Here is a 19,147-nt window from a genome sequence, read left to right as displayed (position 1 = left end):
GAGGCCCGAGCACCGTGGCCTTCGCACTGCGTAAAAGCGGCCCGCGCGCCTTCGAGCGCGCCGCCGACGGCTCGATGACGCTCATCGAGCACGTCCGCGAGCTGCGCAACCGGTTGTTCCGCGCGTCACTGGCGATCGTCGCTGGCCTGATTCTCGGCTTCTTCCTGGCCCAGCCGGCGTTCAACCTGCTCAAGGAGCCCTACTGCAGCCTCCCGGGCGCCCGGGACGCGCTGGGCAACTGTCACCAGTTCCTCCAGTTGTCGCCCGCGGACGGCTTCATCCTGAAGCTGAAGCTGGCGCTCTGGATCGGTCTGATCGCTGGCGCGCCGGTCTGGCTCTACCAGCTCTGGGCTTTCATCGCGCCCGGTCTGCACCGGCACGAGCGCAAGTGGGCGTACGTCTTCGTCGCGATCGCGGCGCCGCTGTTCGCCGGTGGTGCGGTCCTGGCTTACCTCGTCGTCGACAAGGGCCTCGCGTTCTTGCTGGAGGCGGGCGTGACCGGCCTCTCCACCCAGTTGGAGGTCACCCGCTACATCTCGTTCGTCACGAACATGATCCTGTTGTTCGGGGTGGCGTTCGAGTTCCCGCTCATCCTGTTGATGCTCAACTTCACCGGCGTGGCCAGCGCCCGGCGGCTGCTGAGCTGGTGGCGCGCGGTCATCTTCATCTCCTTCGCCTTCGCGGCCATCGCGACGCCGGATCCGGGTCCGTTCGGCATGACGTTGCTGGCGCTCTCCCTCTCGCTGCTCTACTTCGTGGCGGTCGGGGTGGCGTTCCTCAACGATCGCCGGCGAGGGCGCGGCAAGGATGTCTACGCCGGCCTCGACGACGACGAGGTGTCGCCGCTGGAGCACGACCCCGAGCCGGTCGAGGCGGGGCAGCGGATCGACGTGGACGCGCCGGTCGGCGCACCGGAGCCGATCGCCCCACCCGCCCCGATCGAACGCCGCTACGACGACATGACCTGACCGCCCCCGCCGTCCGGTCCGCCGACGCCGTCCCCGCTCAGCGGGGGCGGCGTCGCCGCATGTGCGGCCGAACCCGCCGTGGCGGCGTGACCCTGAGCGCCCGGACCGCGACCGCTGGTGAGGTCGCCCCCGCCCGGTATACGACGGGCGTCACACCGGTTACGGTGCTGCCCGTGACCGCAGACGATCACCCGCCCGGCCCGCTCGCCGGTGGCCCTGTCGCCGTGCTCGCCAACCCGACCGCCGGCCGGGGACGGCACCGTGGGCTGCTGCCCCGGCTGCTGGAGGGCCTGGCCGCCGGCGGTCGACCAGTCCGACTGCTGTCTGCGGCGAGTCCCGCCGAGGCGGAGGCGGCATGCCGCGCCGCGGTCACCGACGGCGCCGGCGCGCTGGTCGCGATGGGCGGGGACGGCACTGTGCACCGGGCGATGCAGGCCGTCGCCGGCACCGCCGTGCCGTTCGGGGCCGTGCCGGCGGGCACCGGCAACGACTTCGCCGTCGACACCGGCTTTCCGCCAGATCCGCTGGCGGCGGTGGCGGTGATCGCCGACGCGCTGCGTGCCGGCCGGACCCGCCCGGTCGACCTGGCCCGGATGACCGGTGCCGATGGCACCGAGCGCTGGTACGGGGCGGTCCTCGCGGCCGGGTTCGACGCGATCGTCAACGAGCGGGCCAACCGGATGCGCTGGCCGCGCGGCCCTCGCCGGTACGACCTGGCGATCCTCGTCGAGCTGGCCCGGTTGCGGCCCCGGCGGTACACGCTGCGGCTGGACGGGGTGCCGCACGAGCTGGACGCGGTGCTGGTGGCGGTGGGCAACTGCCCGAGCTACGGGGGCGGAATGCGGATCTGTCCCGACGCCGACCCGACCGACGGGCTGCTGGACGTGGTGGTGGGTGGCCGGATCGACCGGCGCACCCTGATCCGGATCAAGCCCCGCATCTACCAGGGCACCCACGTCGAGCACCCGCTCGTCCGCAGCTTCCGGGCGCGGACGGTGGAGCTGAGCGCCGAGGGCATCACCACGTACGCCGACGGTGAGCGTTCGCTGGACCTGCCGGTGACGGTCAGCGTGGTTCCGGGCGCGCTGCGGTTGCTGCGCTGACCCGTACCGCTCCGATGCTGGCCGCGATGACCAGCACGATGGCGGCGCACTCCAGCAGCGTCAGCGCCTGCCGCAGCACCAGCCAACCGGCCAGCGTGGCGATGGCCGGGGCGAGGCTCATCAGCACCGCGAAGGTGGCGGTGGGCATCCGGCGCAGCGCCAGCAGCTCGAGGGTGTACGGCAGCCCGGAGGCGAGCACGGCGAGGGCTGTGCCGAGCGCCAGTACGGTCGGGTCGAGCAGCACCGACCCGCCGTCGATGATGCCCAGGGGCAGGGTGATCAGGGCGGCGAGCGTGAGTGCCAGGGCCAGCCCGTCCGCGCCCGGGAACCGGCCGCCGACCCTGGCGCTGAGCACGATGTACGCGGCCCACATGGCGCCCGCGCCGAAGGCGAAGGCCACCCCCGAGGGGTTCAACCGGTCGAAGCCGCCCTGCCCGAGCAGCGCCACCCCGGCCAGGGCCAACCCCGCCCAGCACCAGCTGGCCAGGCGGCGGGCGGTGAACACCGACAGCGCCAGTGGGCCGAGCACCTCCAGGGTCACCGCCGGGCCGAGCGGGATTCGCTCGATGGCCTGGTAGAACAGCGAGTTCATGGCGGCCAGCGCCAGCCCGAACGCGCCCGCCGCGACCCAGGCTCCCCGGTCGTACCCGCGCAGTCGGGGCCGGCACACGACGAGCAGCAGCACGGCCGAGATCGTCAGTCGCAGGGTCACCGCGCCGGCCACCCCGGTACGCGGGAAGAGCAGGGCGGCCACGGCCGAGCCGAACTGCACCGACAGCGCCCCGCCGAGCACCATGCCGACCGCGCCGACGCCGCCGGCTCGGCGGGTCGACGCGACAGTGGGCGTCGGCCGGTCGGGCAGCAGGGTGTCGGTCACGGTTGTGACGGTAGGGGTGCCGCGCGGGGGAGGGAAATGCCGGTTCCACTGCGATTATGCTTCGCGGTTATGACCGTCGAGCTGCGGCACCTGCGTGCCTTCCTCACCATCGCCGAGGAGGGCAGCATCACCCGCGCCGCCGGGCGGCTGCGGGTCACCCAGCCCGCGCTGTCGCGCACACTGCGCCAGTTGGAGGACCATCTGGGGATCCGGTTGGTCGACCGCTCCACCCACCACCTGCATTTGACGCCGGCCGGCCGGTCGCTGCGGTACCGGGCCGCCGCCGCCGTCGCGGCCGTCGACGACGTGCTGGACCCGGGGTACTCCGCTGGGCGGCCGCTGCGGCTCGGGCACGCCTGGTCGGCGCTCGGCGGACACACCGTCACCCTGCTGCGCCGGTGGCGGCAGACCCACCCGGACACGCCGCTGGAGCTGCTGCGCATCGACGACCGCAGTGCCGGGCTGGCCCGCGGCGCCGTGGACGTCGCGGTGCTGCGCCAGCCGGTCGACCTGCCCGACGTCCGCACCGTGCAGCTGCTCACCGAAAGTCGACTGGCGACCGTCCCGGCGGACAGCCCGCTGGCCGAGCGGGCCGTGCTCACGCTGGCCGACCTGGTCGACCAGCCCATCGCGGTGAACACCGCCACCGGCACCACGACGCTCGACCTGTGGCCGCCGGGCGCCGCCCCGGCGACCGTGGTGCCGGTGGTGAACACCGACGACTGGCTCGCCGCGATCAGCGCCGGCCGGGCGGTCGGGGTCACCACCACGGCGACCGCGGCGATGTATCCCACGTCGGCGGTAGCGTACCGGCCCCTCACCGACGCTCCCGAGATCACCGTGCTGCTGGCCTGGCGGCACCCGCCCCGGCACCCGGGCGTCGCCGACCTGGTCGCGCTCGCCCACGAGGTCGTCGGCGGCTGACCTCGCCGGCTCAGGCCGGCAGGGCGAGATCGAGCACGGCGCCCAGCCCGTTCTCCCGGCCGGGGTCGGCGGCCGGCAGCACCAGCGCCGAGCAGCCGGCCGCCACGGCGCCCGCGTCGGCCGGCGAATCACCGACCATCAGGGTCTGCTCCGGATCCACGCCGAGCATCCCGCAGGCGCGCAGGAAGATCGCCGGGTCGGGCTTGCACCGCCCCACCTCGTAGGAGAGCACGAACGCGTCGACCAGCCCGGTCAGCCCCCAGGCGTCGAAAAGCGGCCGCAGGTCGAAGCCGATGTTGCTGACCACCGCCACCCGCACGCCGGCCTCGCGCAGCGCGGTCAGGGTGGGGGCGGTGTCCGGGTACGGCAGCCAGCCCTCGGCGATCAGCAGCCGCTCGTAGAGGGCGTCGGCGAAGCCCTCGATGCCCGCGTCGACCGTCTCGGCCAGCCCGGTGTACGCACCCCGGTGGGCGTGCGGGTAGAGGTCCCGGTCGGCCCACAGCTCGGCCAGCCGGGGCGGCACCCGGGCCGGCAGTGGCCCGCCGGCCCGCCCGGCGGTCAGCAGCCGGTCGGCCAGCGAGGTGGCCCGGACCCGGTCCAGGGTGACCCCGCACGTCGCCGCGGCCGCCAGCACCCACTGCCGCGGCTCCTCCACCTGGGCCAGGGTGCCGTGGAAGTCGAAGAGCACCGCCTTGACGGGCCGTCGGGACGCCCGGGGGGCGGCGGCGTCCTCGGCGCTGCCGGGCGGAGTTGTCTGGGGCGGTTCGGCATGGTCCGGCACGCCGTGCACCCTACCGACCGCCGCCGACGGCCCCTCCGGACGGCCTTGTCGGGTGTCGTGTCCCGGCACGCACTAATCTTGGTGACATGTCGAGCCCCGCCGAGCGGTACGTCGCGGCGCGCCGCCGGGCCGCGCAGGCCTCACAGTTCCCGGCGCTGGACGAGTTCGCCCTTGACCTGGGGTTCGACCTCGACGACTTCCAGCGGGAGGCGTGCCAGTCCTTGGAGCGGGGCAGCGGGGTGCTGGTCTGCGCCCCCACCGGCGCCGGCAAGACCGTGGTCGGTGAGTTCGCCGTACACCTGGCGCTGCGCGGACGGCCCGGCGACCCGGCGGCGGCCGACGACACGGGCGCCCCTCCGGCCCGGCGCAAGTGCTTCTACACCACACCGATCAAGGCACTGTCCAACCAGAAGTACCACGACCTGGTCAACCGCTACGGCGCCGAGCAGGTCGGCCTGCTCACCGGCGACAACGCCATCAACGGCGACGCGCCGGTGGTGGTGATGACCACCGAGGTGCTGCGAAACATGCTCTACGCGGGCTCCAGCACCCTGCAGGGGCTGGCCTACGTGGTGATGGACGAGGTCCACTACCTTGCCGACCGGTTCCGCGGCGGCGTGTGGGAAGAGGTGATCATCCACCTGCCCGCCTCGGTCACCCTGGTCTCCCTGTCGGCGACCGTCTCCAACGCCGAGGAGTTCGCGGACTGGCTGGTCACCGTGCGCGGTGAGACCGCGGTGGTGGTCAGCGAGCACCGGCCGGTGCCGCTGTGGCAGCACATGCTGGTCGGCAAGCGGATGTTCGACCTGTTCCACGACGCCGACGCCGCCCGCAAGCACGACGTGCACCCGGAGCTGCTGCGCTACACCCGCGACACCATGCGCCGCCTGGAGCTGGGCGAGGGCCGCAGCGCCGGGCCCGGCTCCGGCCGGCGCGGCCCACGCTGGCGCGGCCCGATGCGCCCGGACATCGTCGACCGGCTAGACCGGGAGGGTCTGCTCCCGGCGATCCTGTTCATCTTCAGCAGGGCCGGCTGCGCCGCGGCGGTGCAGCAGTGCCTCGCCGCCGGGCTGCGGCTCACCTCTCCCGAGGAGCGGGCCGAGATCCGCCGGGTGGTCGAGTCCCGGGTCACCGCCATCCCCGGTGAGGACCTGACGGTGCTGGGCTACTGGGAGTGGCTCGACGGGTTGGAGCGTGGCCTGGCCGCCCACCACGCCGGCATGCTCCCGGTGTTCAAGGAGATCGTCGAGGAGCTGTTCGTCCGCGGCCTGGTCAAGGCGGTCTTCGCCACCGAGACCCTCGCGCTGGGCATCAACATGCCGGCCCGCTGCGTGGTCCTGGAGCGGCTGGTCAAGTACAACGGCGAAGCCCACGTCGACCTGACCCCGGGGGAGTACACGCAGCTCACCGGGCGGGCTGGCCGGCGCGGCATCGACGTGGAGGGGCACGCCGTGGTGGTGTGGTCCCCGGAGACCGACCCGCGGCACGTGGCCGGGCTCGCCTCCACCCGCACGTACCCGCTGCGGTCCAGCTTCCGGCCCTCGTACAACATGGCGGTGAACCTCGTCGGCACGGTCGGCGCGGACCCGGCCCGGGCCCTGCTGGAGTCCTCGTTCGCCCAGTTCCAGGCGGACCGGTCGGTGGTCGGCCTGGCCCGGCAGGTGCAGCGCAACACCGAGACCATCGAGGCGTACGGCGCGGAGGCCGCCTGCCACCACGGCGACTTCGACGAGTACTTCGCGCTGCGGGTGGCGATCGCCGACCGGGAGAAGGCCATCGCCCGGCAGGGGCAGACCCAGCGCAAGGCCGCCGCGGTGGCCTCGCTGGAGCGGCTGCGGATCGGCGACGTGATCCGGGTGCCGGCCGGCCGGCGGGCCGGGCTGGCCGTGGTGCTGGACCCGGCGACCGGCGGGTTCGGCGAGCCCCGGCCGCTGGTGCTCACCCAGGACCGCTGGGCGGGGCGGGTCAGCCCGGGCGACTTCACCACCCCGGCCGAGGTGCTGGCCCGGATCCGGGTGCCCAAGCACTTCAACCACCGCTCACCGGCCGCCCGGCGCGACCTCGCCGCCGAGGTCAGCGGCACCGGCCTGGACCGGCACGGCGGCCGCCGGGGTGGCCGTTCCCGGCAGGCGACCGGCGAGGACCACCGGCTCACCCAGCTCCGCACCGAGCTGCGTCACCACCCCTGCCACGCCTGCCCGGAGCGGGAGGAACACGCCCGCTGGGCCGAGCGGCGCCGGCGGTTGGAGCGCGACACCGAGGAGCTGCGCGAGCGGGTCTCCGGCCGTACCGGCTCCCTCGCGCGGACGTTCGACCGGATCGTCGCGCTGCTGACCGACCGCGGCTACCTCAGCCGCGATGGGGCGGTCACCGACGCCGGTCGGATGCTCGGCCGGATCTGGACCGAAGCGGACCTGCTGGTCGCCGAGTGCCTGCGTCGGGGGGTGTGGGACGGGCTGTCCCCGGCCGAGCTGGCCGCCGCCGTGTCCGTGGTGGTCTTCGAGGCGCGCCGCGACGTCGACGAGCGGGCGTCGCTGCCACGCGGGCCGGTCGCCGACGCGGTCGACGAGACGCTGAAGCTGTGGGGCGAGATCGAGGCCGACGAGGCGGCACGGGGGCTGACCGCGACCCGGGAGCCGGATCTCGGCTTCGCCTGGCCGGTCTACCGGTGGGCCCGTGGTGACGCGCTGGCCAAGGTGCTCGGCAGTGGCCACGAGATCGAGGGTGAGATGCCGGCCGGCGACTTCGTCCGCTGGGCGCGTCAGGTGGTCGACCTGCTGGGCCAGCTGGCCGATTCCGGCGGCGCGTCACCCGACCTGCGCTCCACCGCCCGGCAGGCGATCGCGGCCATCAACCGAGGTGTGCTGGCGTACCACACCTCCGCCTGATCATCACTTTCGGTCACTGCCGTCGGTGAACCGACGCATCGGACGGTCACCGCGACAGCACCCCCCGGATGGCCCGGGGGGTGCTGTCGCGCCTGTTCGGGGCACCCCTGATCATTGCCCGGGCACCACCTTTACGCGCCGGTAACGAATGGGGAGAAGACCGCCGTGGCCGAGATCAATCACTTTGAGTACGGGTGGATCACGCCCGCGCTGAGCTACGCGCTGTCCGTGTTCGGTTCGGTCCTCGGGCTGATCTGCGCCGGTCGTATCCGCACCGCCCGCACCGCCGGCCTGCGCGCGTGGTGGGGGCTGCTGGCCGCCTGGGCCCTCGGCGGCACCGCCATCTGGGCGATGCACTTCATGGCCATGCTCGGCTTCGCCGTCGCCGGCACCCGGATCCGGTACGACGTGCCGCTCACCGCGGCCAGCACGGCCATCGCCGTCGTAGCGGTCGGCATCGGCCTGGCCATCGTGGGCACCGGCCGCCTGAACCCGGTACGGCTGGTCGCCGGCGGGATCTTCACCGGTGTCGGCGTGGCCGCCATGCACTACACCGGGATGGCGGCGATGCGCCTGAACGGCACCCTCGGCTACGACACGGTCCGCGTCGCCCTCTCGGTGGTGATCGCGGTCGTGGCGGCCACCGTGGCGCTGTGGCTCGCGATGACCGTTCGCCGGCCGCTGGCGATCTTCGCCTCCGCGCTCGTCATGGGCGTCGCCGTGAACGGCATGCACTTCACCGGCATGAGCGCCCTCTCGGTGCACCAGCACGAGGGCCGGGGCGAGGTGACCGGCACCGGCATGGGCGCGCTCCTGGTGCCGATCGTGCTGGCGGTGATCTTCGGGGTGGTCGGCCTGCTCTACGCCCTGCTCGCCGCGCCGACCGAGGACGACCGGGCCGCCGCCGCGTACCTGGATGCCCGGCGGGTCCCGGAGCCGGCCGCCGCGGCACCCGTCGTCGCCCCGGACCCGGTCGGGCTGCGCGCCCGTTCCACGCTCGGCCAGCCGGGCACCCCGTTCCCGTCCCGGCGGGAGATGCCGCCCCGCTGACGGCGGCACGGGCCGCTCATTCTGATTGCGTTGGCGTCATACCTAGAACTACTATGCATTGCAGATCTAGGTATAGGCGGTGCCATGCATATCACCAAGGACCTCGTCGCGGCCTCGGCGACGCCACTCGTGCTGGGGATCCTCGCCGAGGGCGAGAGCTACGGCTACGCCATCCTCAAGCAGGTCAACGACCTCTCCGGCGGGCAGCTGGAGTGGACCGACGGCCTGCTCTACCCGCTGCTGCACCGCCTGGAGCGGCTCGGCCACGTCGAGTCGGCCTGGGAGACCCCGCCGGGGGGACGACGCCGGAAGTACTACCGCATCACCGACCAGGGCCGAGCCGAGCTCGCCGAGCAGCGCCGCCAGTGGGCCGCTGTCGTCGACGCCCTGCGGGGCGTGTGGAGCACGGCACAGTCCATCAAGCCGATCACGGCACCGGCGTGGGGGACGGGGCTATGACCGTCGACAACGACCTGGAGGGCCAGATCGCCGAGTGGCGGGCCTACATCCACCGCCGCCGCGAGCTGCACCACACCGATGTCGAGGAGCTGGAGGACCACCTCCGCAGCCGGATCACCGAGCTGACCGAGGCGGGCCTGCACGCCGACGAGTCGTTCCTCATCGCCGTCAAACGCATGGGCAGCCTCGACGAACTGTCGCGGGAGTTCGCTCGCGAGCACTCCGAGCGTTTATGGAAACAACTGGTGCTGCCTGGGGAGCCGGACGCGCCGGCCGCCGCCCGTTCCCGGCGGGAACTGCCCGTCATGGTGCTCTGTGCGGCCGTCGCGGCGCTCGCCATCAAGGTGCCGTCCTGGTTCGGGCTCGACCTGGGCGACGACGGCGGCTTCTACGCGCGAAACGCCAGCTTCTTCGCGCTGCCGGTGCTCGCGGCCTACTTCGCCTGGCAACGCCGCGTCGGTACCCGCGTCATCGGGGCGCTCGCGTCGCTGTTCGTTCTCGGCGCGGTCGCCGCCAACGCGTACCCGCTGGCCGACGGCTCGCAGACCATGGTGCTCACCGCGATCCACCTGCCGATAGCGCTGTGGCTGGTTGTCGGCGTCGCCTACGCGGGCGGCGACTGGCGTTCGGACCGGCGACGAATGGACTTCATCCGGTTCACCGGGGAGTGGCTGATCTACTTCGTCCTCATCGGGCTGGGTGGCGGCGTCCTCACGGCCATCACGGTGAACGCCTTCGCAGCCATCGGGCTGAACGTCGAGGGATTCATCCAGTCGTGGCTGCTGCCGTGCGGCGCCGTGGCCGCGGTCATCGTGTCGGCCTGGCTGGTGGAGGCCAAGCAGAGCGTCATCGAGAACATGGCGCCGGTGCTGACCCGGGTCTTCACGCCGCTCTTCACGGCCACCCTGCTGGCCTTCCTGGTCGCCGTCGTCTGGACCACCAACGGCATCGACGTCGAGCGCGACGCGCTCATTCTCTTCGACGTGCTGCTCGTCATCGTGCTGGGCATGCTGCTGTACGCCATCTCCGCCCGTGACCTCACGGCCCGACCCGGTCTGTTCGACCGCCTGCAACTCGCGCTCATCGTCAGCGCTCTCATCATCGACGTGCTGGTGCTGGCGGCGATCACGGGCCGGATCACCGAATGGGGCTTCAGCCCCAACAAGACGGCGGCACTGGGCGAGAACCTCGTCCTGCTCGCCAACCTGGCGTGGTCGGCATGGCTGTACCTCGGCTTCGTGCGTGGCCGCATGCCCTTCGCCCGCCTGGAACGGTGGCAGACCCGATACGTGATCGTGTACTTCGGGTGGGCCTGGGCTGTCGTCCTCGCCTTCCCGCTCCTGTTCGACGTCGCCTGAGCCGTCACGAAGGGTGGTGATCTGCGGTCACCGGTGACCGCGCCGCCGGGCGCTGAGCCGCAGCGTGTTGCAGACGTCGAAGACACCGGGCACGTCCCAGGCGAGTTCGGCCGCGGCCTGTCGCGTTTCGGTGTCGCTCACCACGCCGGCGAGGATGACGACCCGGTTCTGCACGGAGACACGGATCTGCTGGCGCCGCGTCGTCCAGTCGATGCTCAGTCGCTGCGCGACCAGCGCCTCGAGCCGCACGTCCTCGCGGTCCTGCTCAGGTTGGTTCGAGGCGTCGGCGAACCAGTTCTCGTCGGGTAGTGGCCATGGCATGTACACGGGGAGCTCCTCGATCGTGCCGGTGCTGGGTTCACGCGGAGTCGCACCGTTCGGACTTGGCGGAGGCGACGACCAGCACCACGCCGATGCCGGCGAGACCGACCTGGATGAGCACGGCCAGGACGTTGGGTGCGCGGGTGTCGACGCCCGCGAGACGGGCGACGATGGTGCCCGCCAGGGCCGCGACGACCCCGACGGCCACGGTCAACCAGATCGGGGCCTCCCGGCGTCCTGGGATGACGAGCCTGCCGAACAGGCCGATGGTGACGCCGACGAGGAGCGCGGTGACGAGACCGGTGACGGTCATGGGCTCTCCTCAGGTGTCGCTGCCGGTGACGGGGAGGGATCAGGGCGGGGGTCCACGTCGGTCGGTCAGGAATGGGCGGCCGTCGTCGCGGCGGACTCCAGACCCTGGGACAGCTGGTCGATGGCCTCGTCGCGGCTCTCGAACATGGGGAAGGCCCGGTCCAGGCGCATCGTGTGCAGGACGGTGCGGACGAACCGCGACGGCGCGGCCAGGCACAGCGTGACGCCGCGGTCGCGGGCTTCGCGGTGGGCGCGGACGAGCAGGCCGAGGCCGACGGAGTCGATGAGGTGCACTCGGCTCAGGTCGACCACGACGTGTCCTTCCAGCTCGCTCGCGTGGCGCAGGGCGGCGCGCATGCTGTCGCCGCTGTCGACGTCGACGTCACCGGTGGCGGCCAGGACCGTCACGTCGTCGAGATGGTCGATGCCGAGGATGCCCCCGGGACCGTGGAGGTCGCCCGACGCCTGACCGCCACCGGAGACTGGCAGCAGGCTGCAGTGCGGGCAGCGATGCGGGCCGGTGGCGAACGGGGAACCACTCCATCCGTGTTCGAGCACCAGGGTCCAGACGACTTCGGCGTCGGGGAGCACGCACGCGGTGGACGTGATGGAGTCGCCGCAGGTGTCGCAGATCAGTGTCATCAGGTGATCGTCCGGGACGACGGTCATACCGCTGGTCCTTCCTGGGCCGGTGTCCCGCCGGTTCGGGCGGGGCACGGCGTTCGGGGCGGGACCGAACGGGTGGTCCGGGTCCCGCGCTTGACGGTTCAGGCACTGCTGGGGCGGTGGGCCTGCCGGCTCCTCACTGAGAGGTGGTCACGGATGCTCGGCCGTAGGCGACCAGAGCCGGCTGCGCCGATGCGGGTTCCGGTCCCGTCGCCGGGGCGCCCGGGATCGACGGCGGGGGACCGGTGACGATCGGCAGGACCTGGTCCAGGCGGGCGGTGTGCAGGATGGGCCGGATGCGGGGGTTCGGGTCGCGAATGGTGAGGGCCCCGGCGGTACGGGCCAGCCGCCGGTGCACGTCGAGCAGCAGGCCGATGGCAGCGGCGTCGATGTGCCGGCACCCGGACAGGTCGACCACGACCTGCGCGGGAGACAGGGCCATGAGCCGGTCGAACACGGCGCCGGCCGCCGGCAGGCAGGCCAGGTCGAGTTCGGTGACGCGCACCTCGACCAGCTGCAGCGTGCATGAGGTGGATGCGGGTGGTCCTGTCACGGGCGTGCCCCTTCCCATTGTGGACCCGGTCGCCTATGACCGTGCCGTGCCGGCTTGGCGGTCACCGCGCGGATCTATGACAGTTGCGTGACAAATCCGCCAGCCGGCCGGCACGGTTGGCCGCGTGGCCGGTGGCCTGGGGATGATGCCGGGTATGACGGCCGTACTGGTGATCGAGGACGACGACCGCATCCGCCTGGCGCTGCTGCTCGCACTCGAGGACGAGGGCTACGACGCGGTGGGCGCCGCCACGGCCGAGGAGGGCCTGCGCGTGCAGCGCCGCGATCCGGCAGACTACGTGCTGGTCGATCTGATGCTGCCCGGCCTCGACGGCTTCGAGTGCATCCGGCACCTGCGCCGGGACGACGACGTGCCGGTCGTGGTGGTCAGCGCCCGCGACGACACGCACGACATCGTCGCCGCCCTCGAAGCCGGCGCCGACGACTACGTCGTCAAGCCGGTGGCGATCAAGGAACTGACCGCTCGGCTGCGCGCCCTGCGCCGCCGCGCCCGGACCGGTGCCGCGGGACCGGCGCCGGAGCCCGTGCCCGTGCTCGCGTTCGGCGAGCTCGAGATCAGTCCCGACGGGGGAGAGGTACGTCGCGCCGGTCAGCCCGTACCGGTCACGCGTACCGAGTTCCGGCTTCTGTGCGAGCTTGCCGAACACGCCGGCCGGGTGCTGTCCCGCCAGCAGTTGCTGCAACGGGTCTGGGGCTACGACAGCGGCGACGAGAGGCTGGTCGACGTGCATGTCGGTCGGCTGCGGCAGAAGATCGAGTCGGACCCGGCGACCCCCCGACACCTGGTCACGCTGCGGGGCCTGGGCTACAAGCTGCAGCGATGAGACGCCTCGGACTGCGCACCCGGGTCACCGCCGCGTTCGCCGTCGGAGCGCTCCTGCTCGCCGCGTCGATGGCCCTGGTCTCGTACGAGCTGACCCGTCGTTCGCTGATCGACGAGCGGGAACGCACCGCCCTGCGCGCCGCGTACTTCGACGCTGCCGTCGTCCGTGCCGGGCTGAACACCGGCACCCCCGACGTGGTGGAGGTCCTTCGGTCACTGGACACGGGCGGCGGCCGGCGGCCCGTGCTGCACCTGGACGGCGAGTGGTACGCCCGGACCGCCGACCCCGGCACCACCACCGCCATACCCGTCGACCTGCGACGGGCTGTCGCCTCCGGTGAACCGGCGATGCAGCGCGTACGCGTTGACGGCCAACCCGCCCTGGTGGTCGCGGTGCCCCTGTCCGCGACGGCGACGTACTTCGAGGTCAACTCTCTGCGCGAGCTGGAGCAGACCTTCCAGGTCCTGGCACTCGCGCTGACCACCGTCGCGATCATGGTCGCCGGATCCGGCGCGGCCCTCGGCTGGTACGCGACCCGGCACGGGCTCCGCCCGCTGACGGCGGTCGCCGACGCCGCCGAGAAGATCGCCGCCGGCGACTTCACCGCCCGCCTCGACCCGGCCACCGACCCCGACCTGACCCGTCTGTCCTCCTCGTTCAACCAGATGGTCGACCAGCTCGCCCATCGCATCGAGCGGGACCGCCGCTTCGCCGCCGACGTCAGCCACGAACTGCGCTCACCTCTGCAGACCCTCGCCGCGGCGGCCAGCGTCCTGGCGCGTCGCCGGGAGCACCTGGACGAGCGGACCGCCACCGCCGCCGGGCTCGTCGCCGACGAGATCGACCGGTTCCAACGGCTCGTCAACGACCTGATCGACCTGGCGCGCAGCGACCAGCCCGCCCATCGGGGAGCCGTGGACGTGGTGGCGCTGGCCCGGGACGCCTGCCATGCCCTCGACCTGCCGGCCTCGCTCGTCCACCTCGCGGCGGACGCACCCGCGACGTGGCAGGTCGAGCGGCGGCGTATCGCACAGATCCTGGCGAACCTGCTCGACAACGCCGTGACCTTCGGGGGCGGCCCGGCGAGTGTCCGGTTGAGCCGCGACGGCGACGCCGGCGTCATCGAGGTCGAGGACGACGGCCCGGGTGTGTCCGTCGAGGACCGGCGGGCGATTTTCGACCGCTTCGTCCGCGGGCGAGCCGCCCACACCCGCGGCGCCGGCGACGGCACCGGTCTCGGACTCGCGCTGGTCGCCCAGCACGCCGCCGCGCACCGTGGGCACGCCGCCGTCACCGACCGCCCCGGCGGAGGCGCCCGCTTCCGCGTCACCCTGCCGGAAAGCCTGCCATGAACCACCGCCGCCTGGCCCCACTGGCACTCGTCGCGCTGCTGACCGGCTGCGGCGTCCCCACCGACGACGCCCCCCGGACGGTGCGGGCCCCGCGGGGTCCGTTCCACAGTGCCGCCCCCGCCGATACCACGGCACCGGCCGGCCGTGCGGACGAGACAGTCTGCCTCGTCCGCGACAACCGCATCGTCTCCGTCGTTCGGCGCGTCGACCGCGTCCCCACGGTCGAGGACCAACTGCGGCACCTGCTCGCCGGACCAGGTACGGCCGAACGCGACAGCGACCTGACCAGCGCGCTGCCGGGAGCGGTCAACGCCGCCGGTGCGACAGTGAGCGGCACGCAGGCCCGCGTCGCGGTCGACGCACCCGACGACGACGCCGGTCGCAGCGACGAGGTCCTGGCCTTTGGGCAGATCGTCTGCACCCTCACCGGTCGCGACGACGTCACCACCGTGGTGTTCCTGCGCGACGGCAAACCACTCGCCGTGCCCCGCGCCGACGGCTCGCTGTCCGAGCAACCGCTCACCCGCGCCGACTACGCCCCGCTCATCACCCCACGTTGACCGGGCTGGGCCGGGCCCGGGAGTTCCTGCTCGGCGACATCCCCGGCGTTCCCGAGGATGCCGTCGTCCGGGGCGGCTGCCTGCTGACGCCGCTCCCGGTGGCCGCTGTGGTGGTCGAGCTTGTCGCGGAGCGTTCCGGCGAAGGCTTCGGCCATGGCGAGTTGGTCCCGTAGAGCGGTGACGCGGGCGGTGGCCGCGGTCCGGAACATGGCGAGGCGGTCGAGCAGGGCGGTGCGGTCGGTGCCGGTGGCGGTGTCGAGGGCATCGAGGACGGTGAGCAGGTCCCGCATCTCGTCGAGGGTGAACCCGAGAGGCTTCATCCGCTTGACCACGGCGAGTCGGCTGAGGTCAGGTTCGGTGTAGAGGCGGAAGCCGCCCTCGCTGCGGGCGGAGGGGACGATCAGGCCGGCTTCCTCGTAGTGGCGGATCGTCCGGATGCTCAACCCGACACGCTCGGCCACTTCTCCGATCTGCATGAGACGGCCGGTGGCCGGGGCGCGCGTGTGCTCCGACCCGCTCTCCCGGCCGGTGGCGGCCATCAGTGGCCGACGCCGAGTTGGCCGGCGAGGGTGTCGTGGATGTGGGCGCTGGGCTTGTTCAGCTCGACGATCTCGACGGTCTTGCCGCGGGTGGCGTACCTGGTGGTGATCGCGTCGAGGGCGGCGACGGAAGAGGCATCCCAGACGTGGGCGTGGCTCATGTCGATGACCACGTGCTCGGGGTCGTTCGCGTAGTCGAACTGGCCGACCAGGTCGTTGCTGGAGGCGAAGAACAGCTCACCGTGCACGGAGTAGATCCGGGTGGTGCCGTCCGGGTCCAGGACGCTGGTGACCTCGACCAGGTGGGCGACCCGGCGAGCGAAGATGACCGTGGCGGTGAGCACACCGACGACGACGCCGACGGCCAGGTTGTGGGTGGCCAGGGTGGTGGCCACGGTGGCCACCATGACGACGGTCTCGCCGTACGGCATCCGCCGCAGCGTCTTCGGCGCGATCGAGTGCCAGTCGAACGTCGACACGGCCACAATGATCATCACGGCGACCAGGGCGACCATCGGAATGACCGCGACCACGTCGCCGAGCGCCACGACCAGGACCAGGAGGAACACGCCGGCCAGAAACGTCGACAGCCGGGTGCGGGCGCCGGACGCCTTCACGTTGATCATCGTCTGGCCGATCATGGCGCAGCCACCCATTCCACCGAAGAATCCGGTGACCATGTTGGCGACGCCCTGACCCCAGGACTCGCGCGTCTTGTTGGAGTGGGTGTCGGTGATGTCGTCGACCAGCTTGGCGGTCATCAGCGACTCCATCAGCCCGACCAGCGCGATTCCCAGTGCGTAGGGGGCGACCACGGTGAGCGTGTGCGGGGTCCACGGAATCTGCGGCAGGCCGAGGGTGGGCAGGCTGTCCGGCAGGGCACCCTCGTCACCGACGGTCGGTACGGTCACCCCGGCGAACACGGTGACCACCGTCAGCACCACGATGGCGACCAGCGGCGCCGGCACGGCCCTGGTGAGCCGGGGCAGGCCGACCATGATCGCCAAGGCCACCGCGACGAGCGGATAGACCAGCCACGGCACGCCGAGCAGGTGCGGAACCTGCGCGGCGAAGATCAGAATCGCCAGGGCGTTGACGAAACCGACCATGACGCTGCGCGGGATGAAGCGCATCAGCTTCGCCACGCCGAGCACCGCGAGCACGACCTGGATCGCACCGCCGAGGATCACCGCCGCGATCAGGTAGTCCAGGCCGTGCGCCTTGACCAGGGGCGCGACCACGAGCGCGACGGCGCCGGTCGCGGCGGAGATCATTGCCGGCCGGCCGCCACAGATCGCGATGGTGACCGCCATCGTGAACGACGCGAACAGGCCCACCCGGGGGTCGACCCCGGCCAGGATCGAGAAGGAGATCGCCTCGGGGATCAGCGCCAGGGCGACGACCAGGCCGGCGAGGACCTCGGTCCGGAACACCTTCGGCGACAGCCAGGACGGGCGGGACAGGCGCGGACGGGACAGCATGGAAGACATACAGCCATTTCCACTCGGGGCACGCCCGACGGGCGCGCACGTCCGGTGTCCACGGTCGGACACGGACAGCTACTCACGGATCAGCGACAGCCGGCTCGCGTCCGGCCTCTGGGTCTCGTCGCCCAGACGCAACGGGTCGCCGAAGGGGGTTGCCCGCTCTCGACGACCGGCGATGACCCTACTCTTCCGTCACGTGAGAGTTGACTGAACGTGCTGATCATCACGCCGGTGACCCCGCCCCCGGCGGTTCCCCGGAACGGGGACGTGGTGTCACCGGCGGCGCGGCGTGATCAACCCTGACTCGTACGCCCACACGACCAGCTGGGCGCGGTCGCGGCAGTGCAGCTTCGTCATCGCCCGGTTGACGTGGGTTTTCGCGGTCAACGGACTGATCACCATGCGCGAGGCGATCTCGTCGTTGCTCAGCCCCCGGGCGACGAGTTCGACGATCTCCTGTTCGCGGGCGGTCAGCACGTCGCGCCCGGCCGCCGGCTCGGCCGGTGGTGGGCCGGCCACGAACTCGCTGATGAGCGTCCGCGTGACGGCCGGGGCGAGCAGCGCGTCGCCGCGAGCCACCACGGCGATGGCCTGCAGCAGATCGGCGGGGTCGGCGTCCTTGAGGAGGAAACCGCTCGCGCCCGCGCGGAGCGCGGCGAAGACGTAGGAGTCGAGCCCGTAGTTGGTGAGGATGAGGACGCGGACCGCGCAGAGGTCCGGATCGGCGGCGATGCGCCGGGTGGCTTCGATGCCGTCGAGTCCCGGCATCTGCACGTCCATCAGCACGACGTCCGGCCGCAGGCTTCGCGACAGATGGACGGCCGAGGCGCCGTCGGCGGCCTCGCCGACGACCTCCAGGTCGTCCTCGGCGTCGAGCAACGCACGGAAGCCGGCTCGCATCAGAGCCTGGTCGTCGACGAGCAGGACCCGGGTCAAAGTGGACCGTCCAACGGGAACGTGGCCCGTACCGCGAACCCGCCGTCGTCGCGGGCGGCGGCCCGCAGCGTGCCGCCCAGTCCGGTCACCCGCTCCCGCATGCCGCGCAGGCCCACGCCCGGTGTCACCGGCCGGATCGGCGACGCCTGACCGTCGTCGGCCACCGAGACGGTCAGCTGTGTCCGGGCGTACTCGAGGTGGATCTGCGCGGTGGCGGGGCCGGCGTGGCGGGCCACGTTGGTCAGGGCCTCCTGGACGACGCGATACCCGGCCTGGTCGACCTCGGCGGGCAGGTCCCGGGGCTCGCCGCTGACGGTCACCTGCACCGGTACGCCGGCCGCGCGGGTCCGCTCGGCGAGTTCCTCCACGCGGGTCAGCCCGACGCAGTCTCCGTCGGTGGGTGAGCGCAGGACGTCCAGCGTCGTGCGCAGTTCCCGCATCGCGGCGCTGCTGGCCTCCTGGATCGCCAGCAGCGTGCCCGACGGTTCCTCGCCGTGCTTGCGGGCCAGGTGCACCGCGATACCGGCCTGCACCTTGATCACGGAGATGCTGTGGGTCAGCGAGTCGTGCAGGTCCCGGGCGATGCGCAGACGCTCCTCCCCGGCGCGACGCAACGCCATCTCCTCGCGGGTGCGTTCGGCCTCGATCGCCCGCTGCTCAACCTGTTCCAGGTACGCCCGGCGCTGCCGCGCGACGAGCCCGGCGACGTTGGCCGCCACAAACCAGCCGAGCAGCAGGGCGGTCCGCTCGGCGATCAGCTGGCCGGGCCGGTCGGCGGGCGCGACCGAGATGTCGCGGGCCAGGAAGCCGCTGAGGAAGACCAGGCTGCCCAGGACGGCGGCCGCTCGGTGCCCCCGCCAGGCGGTGACGTAGACGGCGCCGAGGACGGGGAACGCGGCGGACACCCCGGGATGCACCCGGACGTGGAGGGCCAGCATGGCGGCGGTCACCACGCTCAACGCCACGACCGGGTACCGCCGGCACACCGCCAGGGCCGCCGCCATGGCCAGGACCAGGGCGACGTCGACCGCTCGGATCGTCGCGGCGTCCGGTGCGAGCGCGGCGTTGCCGAGCAGGAGGCCGCCGAGGGCGAGGCCGCTGAGGGCGTACGGCAGGTCTCGACGCATGGTCGAACTGTAGAACGGACCGTCACCGGGGAGCATCCGTCG

General features: G+C 72.5%; 19 protein-coding genes and 1 pseudogene. 10 read left to right on the top strand and 10 right to left on the bottom strand.

Going from position 1 to position 19,147, the window contains the following annotated elements; genetic code table 11:
- The first annotated feature begins 14 nt into the window (after window positions 1-14).
- Together tatC and ABZU69_RS17475 are read left to right on the top strand one after the other, a co-directional pair.
- Entirely contained in the window at window positions 15-968 is a 954-nt protein-coding gene (tatC, locus tag ABZU69_RS17480; protein ID WP_354965353.1) for a twin-arginine translocase subunit TatC, read from the top strand.
- A gap of 164 nt (window positions 969-1,132) precedes the next feature.
- Complete coding sequence (locus ABZU69_RS17475; RefSeq protein WP_354965352.1) at window positions 1,133-2,071, top strand: diacylglycerol kinase family protein; 939 nt, start codon at window positions 1,133-1,135, stop codon at window positions 2,069-2,071.
- On the opposite strand, the gene ABZU69_RS17470 is transcribed toward ABZU69_RS17475, so the two are convergent.
- Complete coding sequence (locus ABZU69_RS17470; protein ID WP_354965399.1) at window positions 2,034-2,867, bottom strand: EamA family transporter; 834 nt, start codon at window positions 2,865-2,867, stop codon at window positions 2,034-2,036. The two genes, ABZU69_RS17475 and ABZU69_RS17470, sit on opposite strands and share 38 nt — an antisense overlap.
- A 150-nt stretch (window positions 2,868-3,017) precedes the next feature.
- Between ABZU69_RS17470 and ABZU69_RS17465 the strand changes: the two genes are divergently transcribed.
- Entirely contained in the window at window positions 3,018-3,872 is an 855-nt protein-coding gene (locus ABZU69_RS17465; protein WP_354965351.1) for a LysR family transcriptional regulator, read from the top strand.
- 10 nt (window positions 3,873-3,882) lie between these two features.
- On the opposite strand, the gene ABZU69_RS17460 is transcribed toward ABZU69_RS17465, so the two are convergent.
- A complete protein-coding gene (locus tag ABZU69_RS17460; RefSeq protein WP_354965350.1) occupies window positions 3,883-4,653 on the bottom strand; it encodes an HAD-IA family hydrolase in 771 nt (256 codons plus the stop codon).
- 86 nt (window positions 4,654-4,739) lie between these two features.
- Here ABZU69_RS17460 and ABZU69_RS17455 point away from each other — a divergent pair, with 86 nt between their 5' ends.
- From ABZU69_RS17455 to ABZU69_RS17440, 4 genes are all read left to right on the top strand, one after another.
- Entirely contained in the window at window positions 4,740-7,541 is a 2,802-nt protein-coding gene (locus ABZU69_RS17455) for a DEAD/DEAH box helicase (protein ID WP_354965349.1), read from the top strand.
- 165 nt (window positions 7,542-7,706) lie between these two features.
- Window positions 7,707-8,591, top strand: a complete 885-nt coding sequence (locus tag ABZU69_RS17450; RefSeq protein WP_354965348.1) for an MHYT domain-containing protein — start codon at window positions 7,707-7,709, stop codon at window positions 8,589-8,591.
- Window positions 8,592-8,675: 84 nt separating this feature from the next.
- A complete protein-coding gene (locus tag ABZU69_RS17445) occupies window positions 8,676-9,050 on the top strand; it encodes a PadR family transcriptional regulator (RefSeq protein ID WP_354965347.1) in 375 nt (124 codons plus the stop codon).
- Window positions 9,047-10,408: a permease prefix domain 1-containing protein gene (locus tag ABZU69_RS17440; RefSeq protein ID WP_354965346.1), complete on the top strand. Its 1,362-nt coding sequence runs from the start codon at window positions 9,047-9,049 to the stop codon at window positions 10,406-10,408. Before ABZU69_RS17445 ends, ABZU69_RS17440 begins: the two co-directional genes overlap by 4 nt.
- A gap of 27 nt (window positions 10,409-10,435) precedes the next feature.
- Here the strand turns inward: ABZU69_RS17440 and ABZU69_RS17435 are convergent, their stop codons facing one another.
- The 4 genes from ABZU69_RS17435 to ABZU69_RS17420 form a co-directional block, all read right to left on the bottom strand.
- Entirely contained in the window at window positions 10,436-10,735 is a 300-nt protein-coding gene (locus ABZU69_RS17435) for a BON domain-containing protein (RefSeq protein ID WP_354965345.1), read from the bottom strand.
- 31 nt (window positions 10,736-10,766) lie between these two features.
- Window positions 10,767-11,042: a GlsB/YeaQ/YmgE family stress response membrane protein gene (locus ABZU69_RS17430; RefSeq protein WP_354965344.1), complete on the bottom strand. Its 276-nt coding sequence runs from the start codon at window positions 11,040-11,042 to the stop codon at window positions 10,767-10,769.
- A gap of 65 nt (window positions 11,043-11,107) precedes the next feature.
- Window positions 11,108-11,710 carry an STAS domain-containing protein gene (locus ABZU69_RS17425; protein ID WP_354965343.1) on the bottom strand — a complete coding sequence of 201 codons (603 nt, stop codon included), beginning with the start codon at window positions 11,708-11,710 and terminating at the stop codon, window positions 11,108-11,110.
- Window positions 11,711-11,843: 133 nt separating this feature from the next.
- A complete protein-coding gene (locus tag ABZU69_RS17420; protein ID WP_354965342.1) occupies window positions 11,844-12,260 on the bottom strand; it encodes an STAS domain-containing protein in 417 nt (138 codons plus the stop codon).
- Window positions 12,261-12,414: 154 nt separating this feature from the next.
- On the opposite strand from ABZU69_RS17420, the gene ABZU69_RS17415 reads away from it, so the two are divergent.
- From ABZU69_RS17415 to ABZU69_RS17405, 3 genes are read left to right on the top strand one after another with little or no spacing between them, the layout of a single operon-like run.
- A complete protein-coding gene (locus ABZU69_RS17415; protein ID WP_354965341.1) occupies window positions 12,415-13,104 on the top strand; it encodes a response regulator transcription factor in 690 nt (229 codons plus the stop codon).
- The gene (locus ABZU69_RS17410; protein WP_354965340.1) at window positions 13,101-14,456 is read left to right on the top strand and encodes a HAMP domain-containing sensor histidine kinase; all 1,356 of its coding nucleotides are present in this window, start codon (window positions 13,101-13,103) and stop codon (window positions 14,454-14,456) included. The genes ABZU69_RS17415 and ABZU69_RS17410 overlap by 4 nt, the downstream gene beginning before the upstream one ends.
- Complete coding sequence (locus ABZU69_RS17405) at window positions 14,453-15,016, top strand: GerMN domain-containing protein (protein ID WP_354965339.1); 564 nt, start codon at window positions 14,453-14,455, stop codon at window positions 15,014-15,016. Before ABZU69_RS17410 ends, ABZU69_RS17405 begins: the two co-directional genes overlap by 4 nt.
- A 107-nt stretch (window positions 15,017-15,123) precedes the next feature.
- Here the strand turns inward: ABZU69_RS17405 and ABZU69_RS17400 are convergent.
- The 4 genes and pseudogenes from ABZU69_RS17400 to ABZU69_RS17385 all read right to left on the bottom strand — a co-directional run.
- Window positions 15,124-15,555, bottom strand: a pseudogene (locus ABZU69_RS17400) (MerR family transcriptional regulator); the annotation flags it as partial.
- Window positions 15,555-17,045: a SulP family inorganic anion transporter gene (locus tag ABZU69_RS17395; protein WP_354965338.1), complete on the bottom strand. Its 1,491-nt coding sequence runs from the start codon at window positions 17,043-17,045 to the stop codon at window positions 15,555-15,557. The gene ABZU69_RS17395 and the pseudogene ABZU69_RS17400, both read right to left, overlap by 1 nt.
- Before the next feature lie 270 nt (window positions 17,046-17,315).
- Window positions 17,316-17,978, bottom strand: a complete 663-nt coding sequence (locus ABZU69_RS17390; RefSeq protein WP_354965337.1) for a response regulator transcription factor — start codon at window positions 17,976-17,978, stop codon at window positions 17,316-17,318.
- Window positions 17,975-19,105, bottom strand: a complete 1,131-nt coding sequence (locus ABZU69_RS17385) for a sensor histidine kinase (protein ID WP_354965336.1) — start codon at window positions 19,103-19,105, stop codon at window positions 17,975-17,977. The genes ABZU69_RS17390 and ABZU69_RS17385 overlap by 4 nt, the downstream gene beginning before the upstream one ends.
- Window positions 19,106-19,147 lie beyond the last annotated feature (42 nt).

The organism is Micromonospora sp. NPDC005206, from assembly GCF_040608175.1.
GTDB lineage: Bacteria > Actinomycetota > Actinomycetes > Mycobacteriales > Micromonosporaceae > Micromonospora.
This window is presented reverse-complemented; position numbering and strand designations above follow the sequence as displayed.

What these genes read in the sequence shown, in the direction of transcription:
- ABZU69_RS17470 (WP_354965399.1), bottom strand. Translation starts at nt 2,867, where the DNA reads ATGGTGCTCGGCGGGGCGCTGTCGGTGCAGTTCGGCTCGGCCGTGGCC.
- ABZU69_RS17465 (WP_354965351.1), top strand. Translation starts at nt 3,018, where the DNA reads ATGACCGTCGAGCTGCGGCACCTGCGTGCCTTCCTCACCATCGCCGAG.
- ABZU69_RS17455 (WP_354965349.1), top strand. Translation starts at nt 4,740, where the DNA reads ATGTCGAGCCCCGCCGAGCGGTACGTCGCGGCGCGCCGCCGGGCCGCG.
- ABZU69_RS17445 (WP_354965347.1), top strand. Translation starts at nt 8,676, where the DNA reads ATGCATATCACCAAGGACCTCGTCGCGGCCTCGGCGACGCCACTCGTG.
- ABZU69_RS17440 (WP_354965346.1), top strand. Translation starts at nt 9,047, where the DNA reads ATGACCGTCGACAACGACCTGGAGGGCCAGATCGCCGAGTGGCGGGCC.
- ABZU69_RS17430 (WP_354965344.1), bottom strand. Translation starts at nt 11,042, where the DNA reads ATGACCGTCACCGGTCTCGTCACCGCGCTCCTCGTCGGCGTCACCATC.
- ABZU69_RS17425 (WP_354965343.1), bottom strand. Translation starts at nt 11,710, where the DNA reads ATGACCGTCGTCCCGGACGATCACCTGATGACACTGATCTGCGACACC.
- ABZU69_RS17415 (WP_354965341.1), top strand. Translation starts at nt 12,415, where the DNA reads ATGACGGCCGTACTGGTGATCGAGGACGACGACCGCATCCGCCTGGCG.
- ABZU69_RS17410 (WP_354965340.1), top strand. Translation starts at nt 13,101, where the DNA reads ATGAGACGCCTCGGACTGCGCACCCGGGTCACCGCCGCGTTCGCCGTC.
- ABZU69_RS17405 (WP_354965339.1), top strand. Translation starts at nt 14,453, where the DNA reads ATGAACCACCGCCGCCTGGCCCCACTGGCACTCGTCGCGCTGCTGACC.
- ABZU69_RS17395 (WP_354965338.1), bottom strand. Translation starts at nt 17,045, where the DNA reads ATGTCTTCCATGCTGTCCCGTCCGCGCCTGTCCCGCCCGTCCTGGCTG.
- ABZU69_RS17385 (WP_354965336.1), bottom strand. Translation starts at nt 19,105, where the DNA reads ATGCGTCGAGACCTGCCGTACGCCCTCAGCGGCCTCGCCCTCGGCGGC.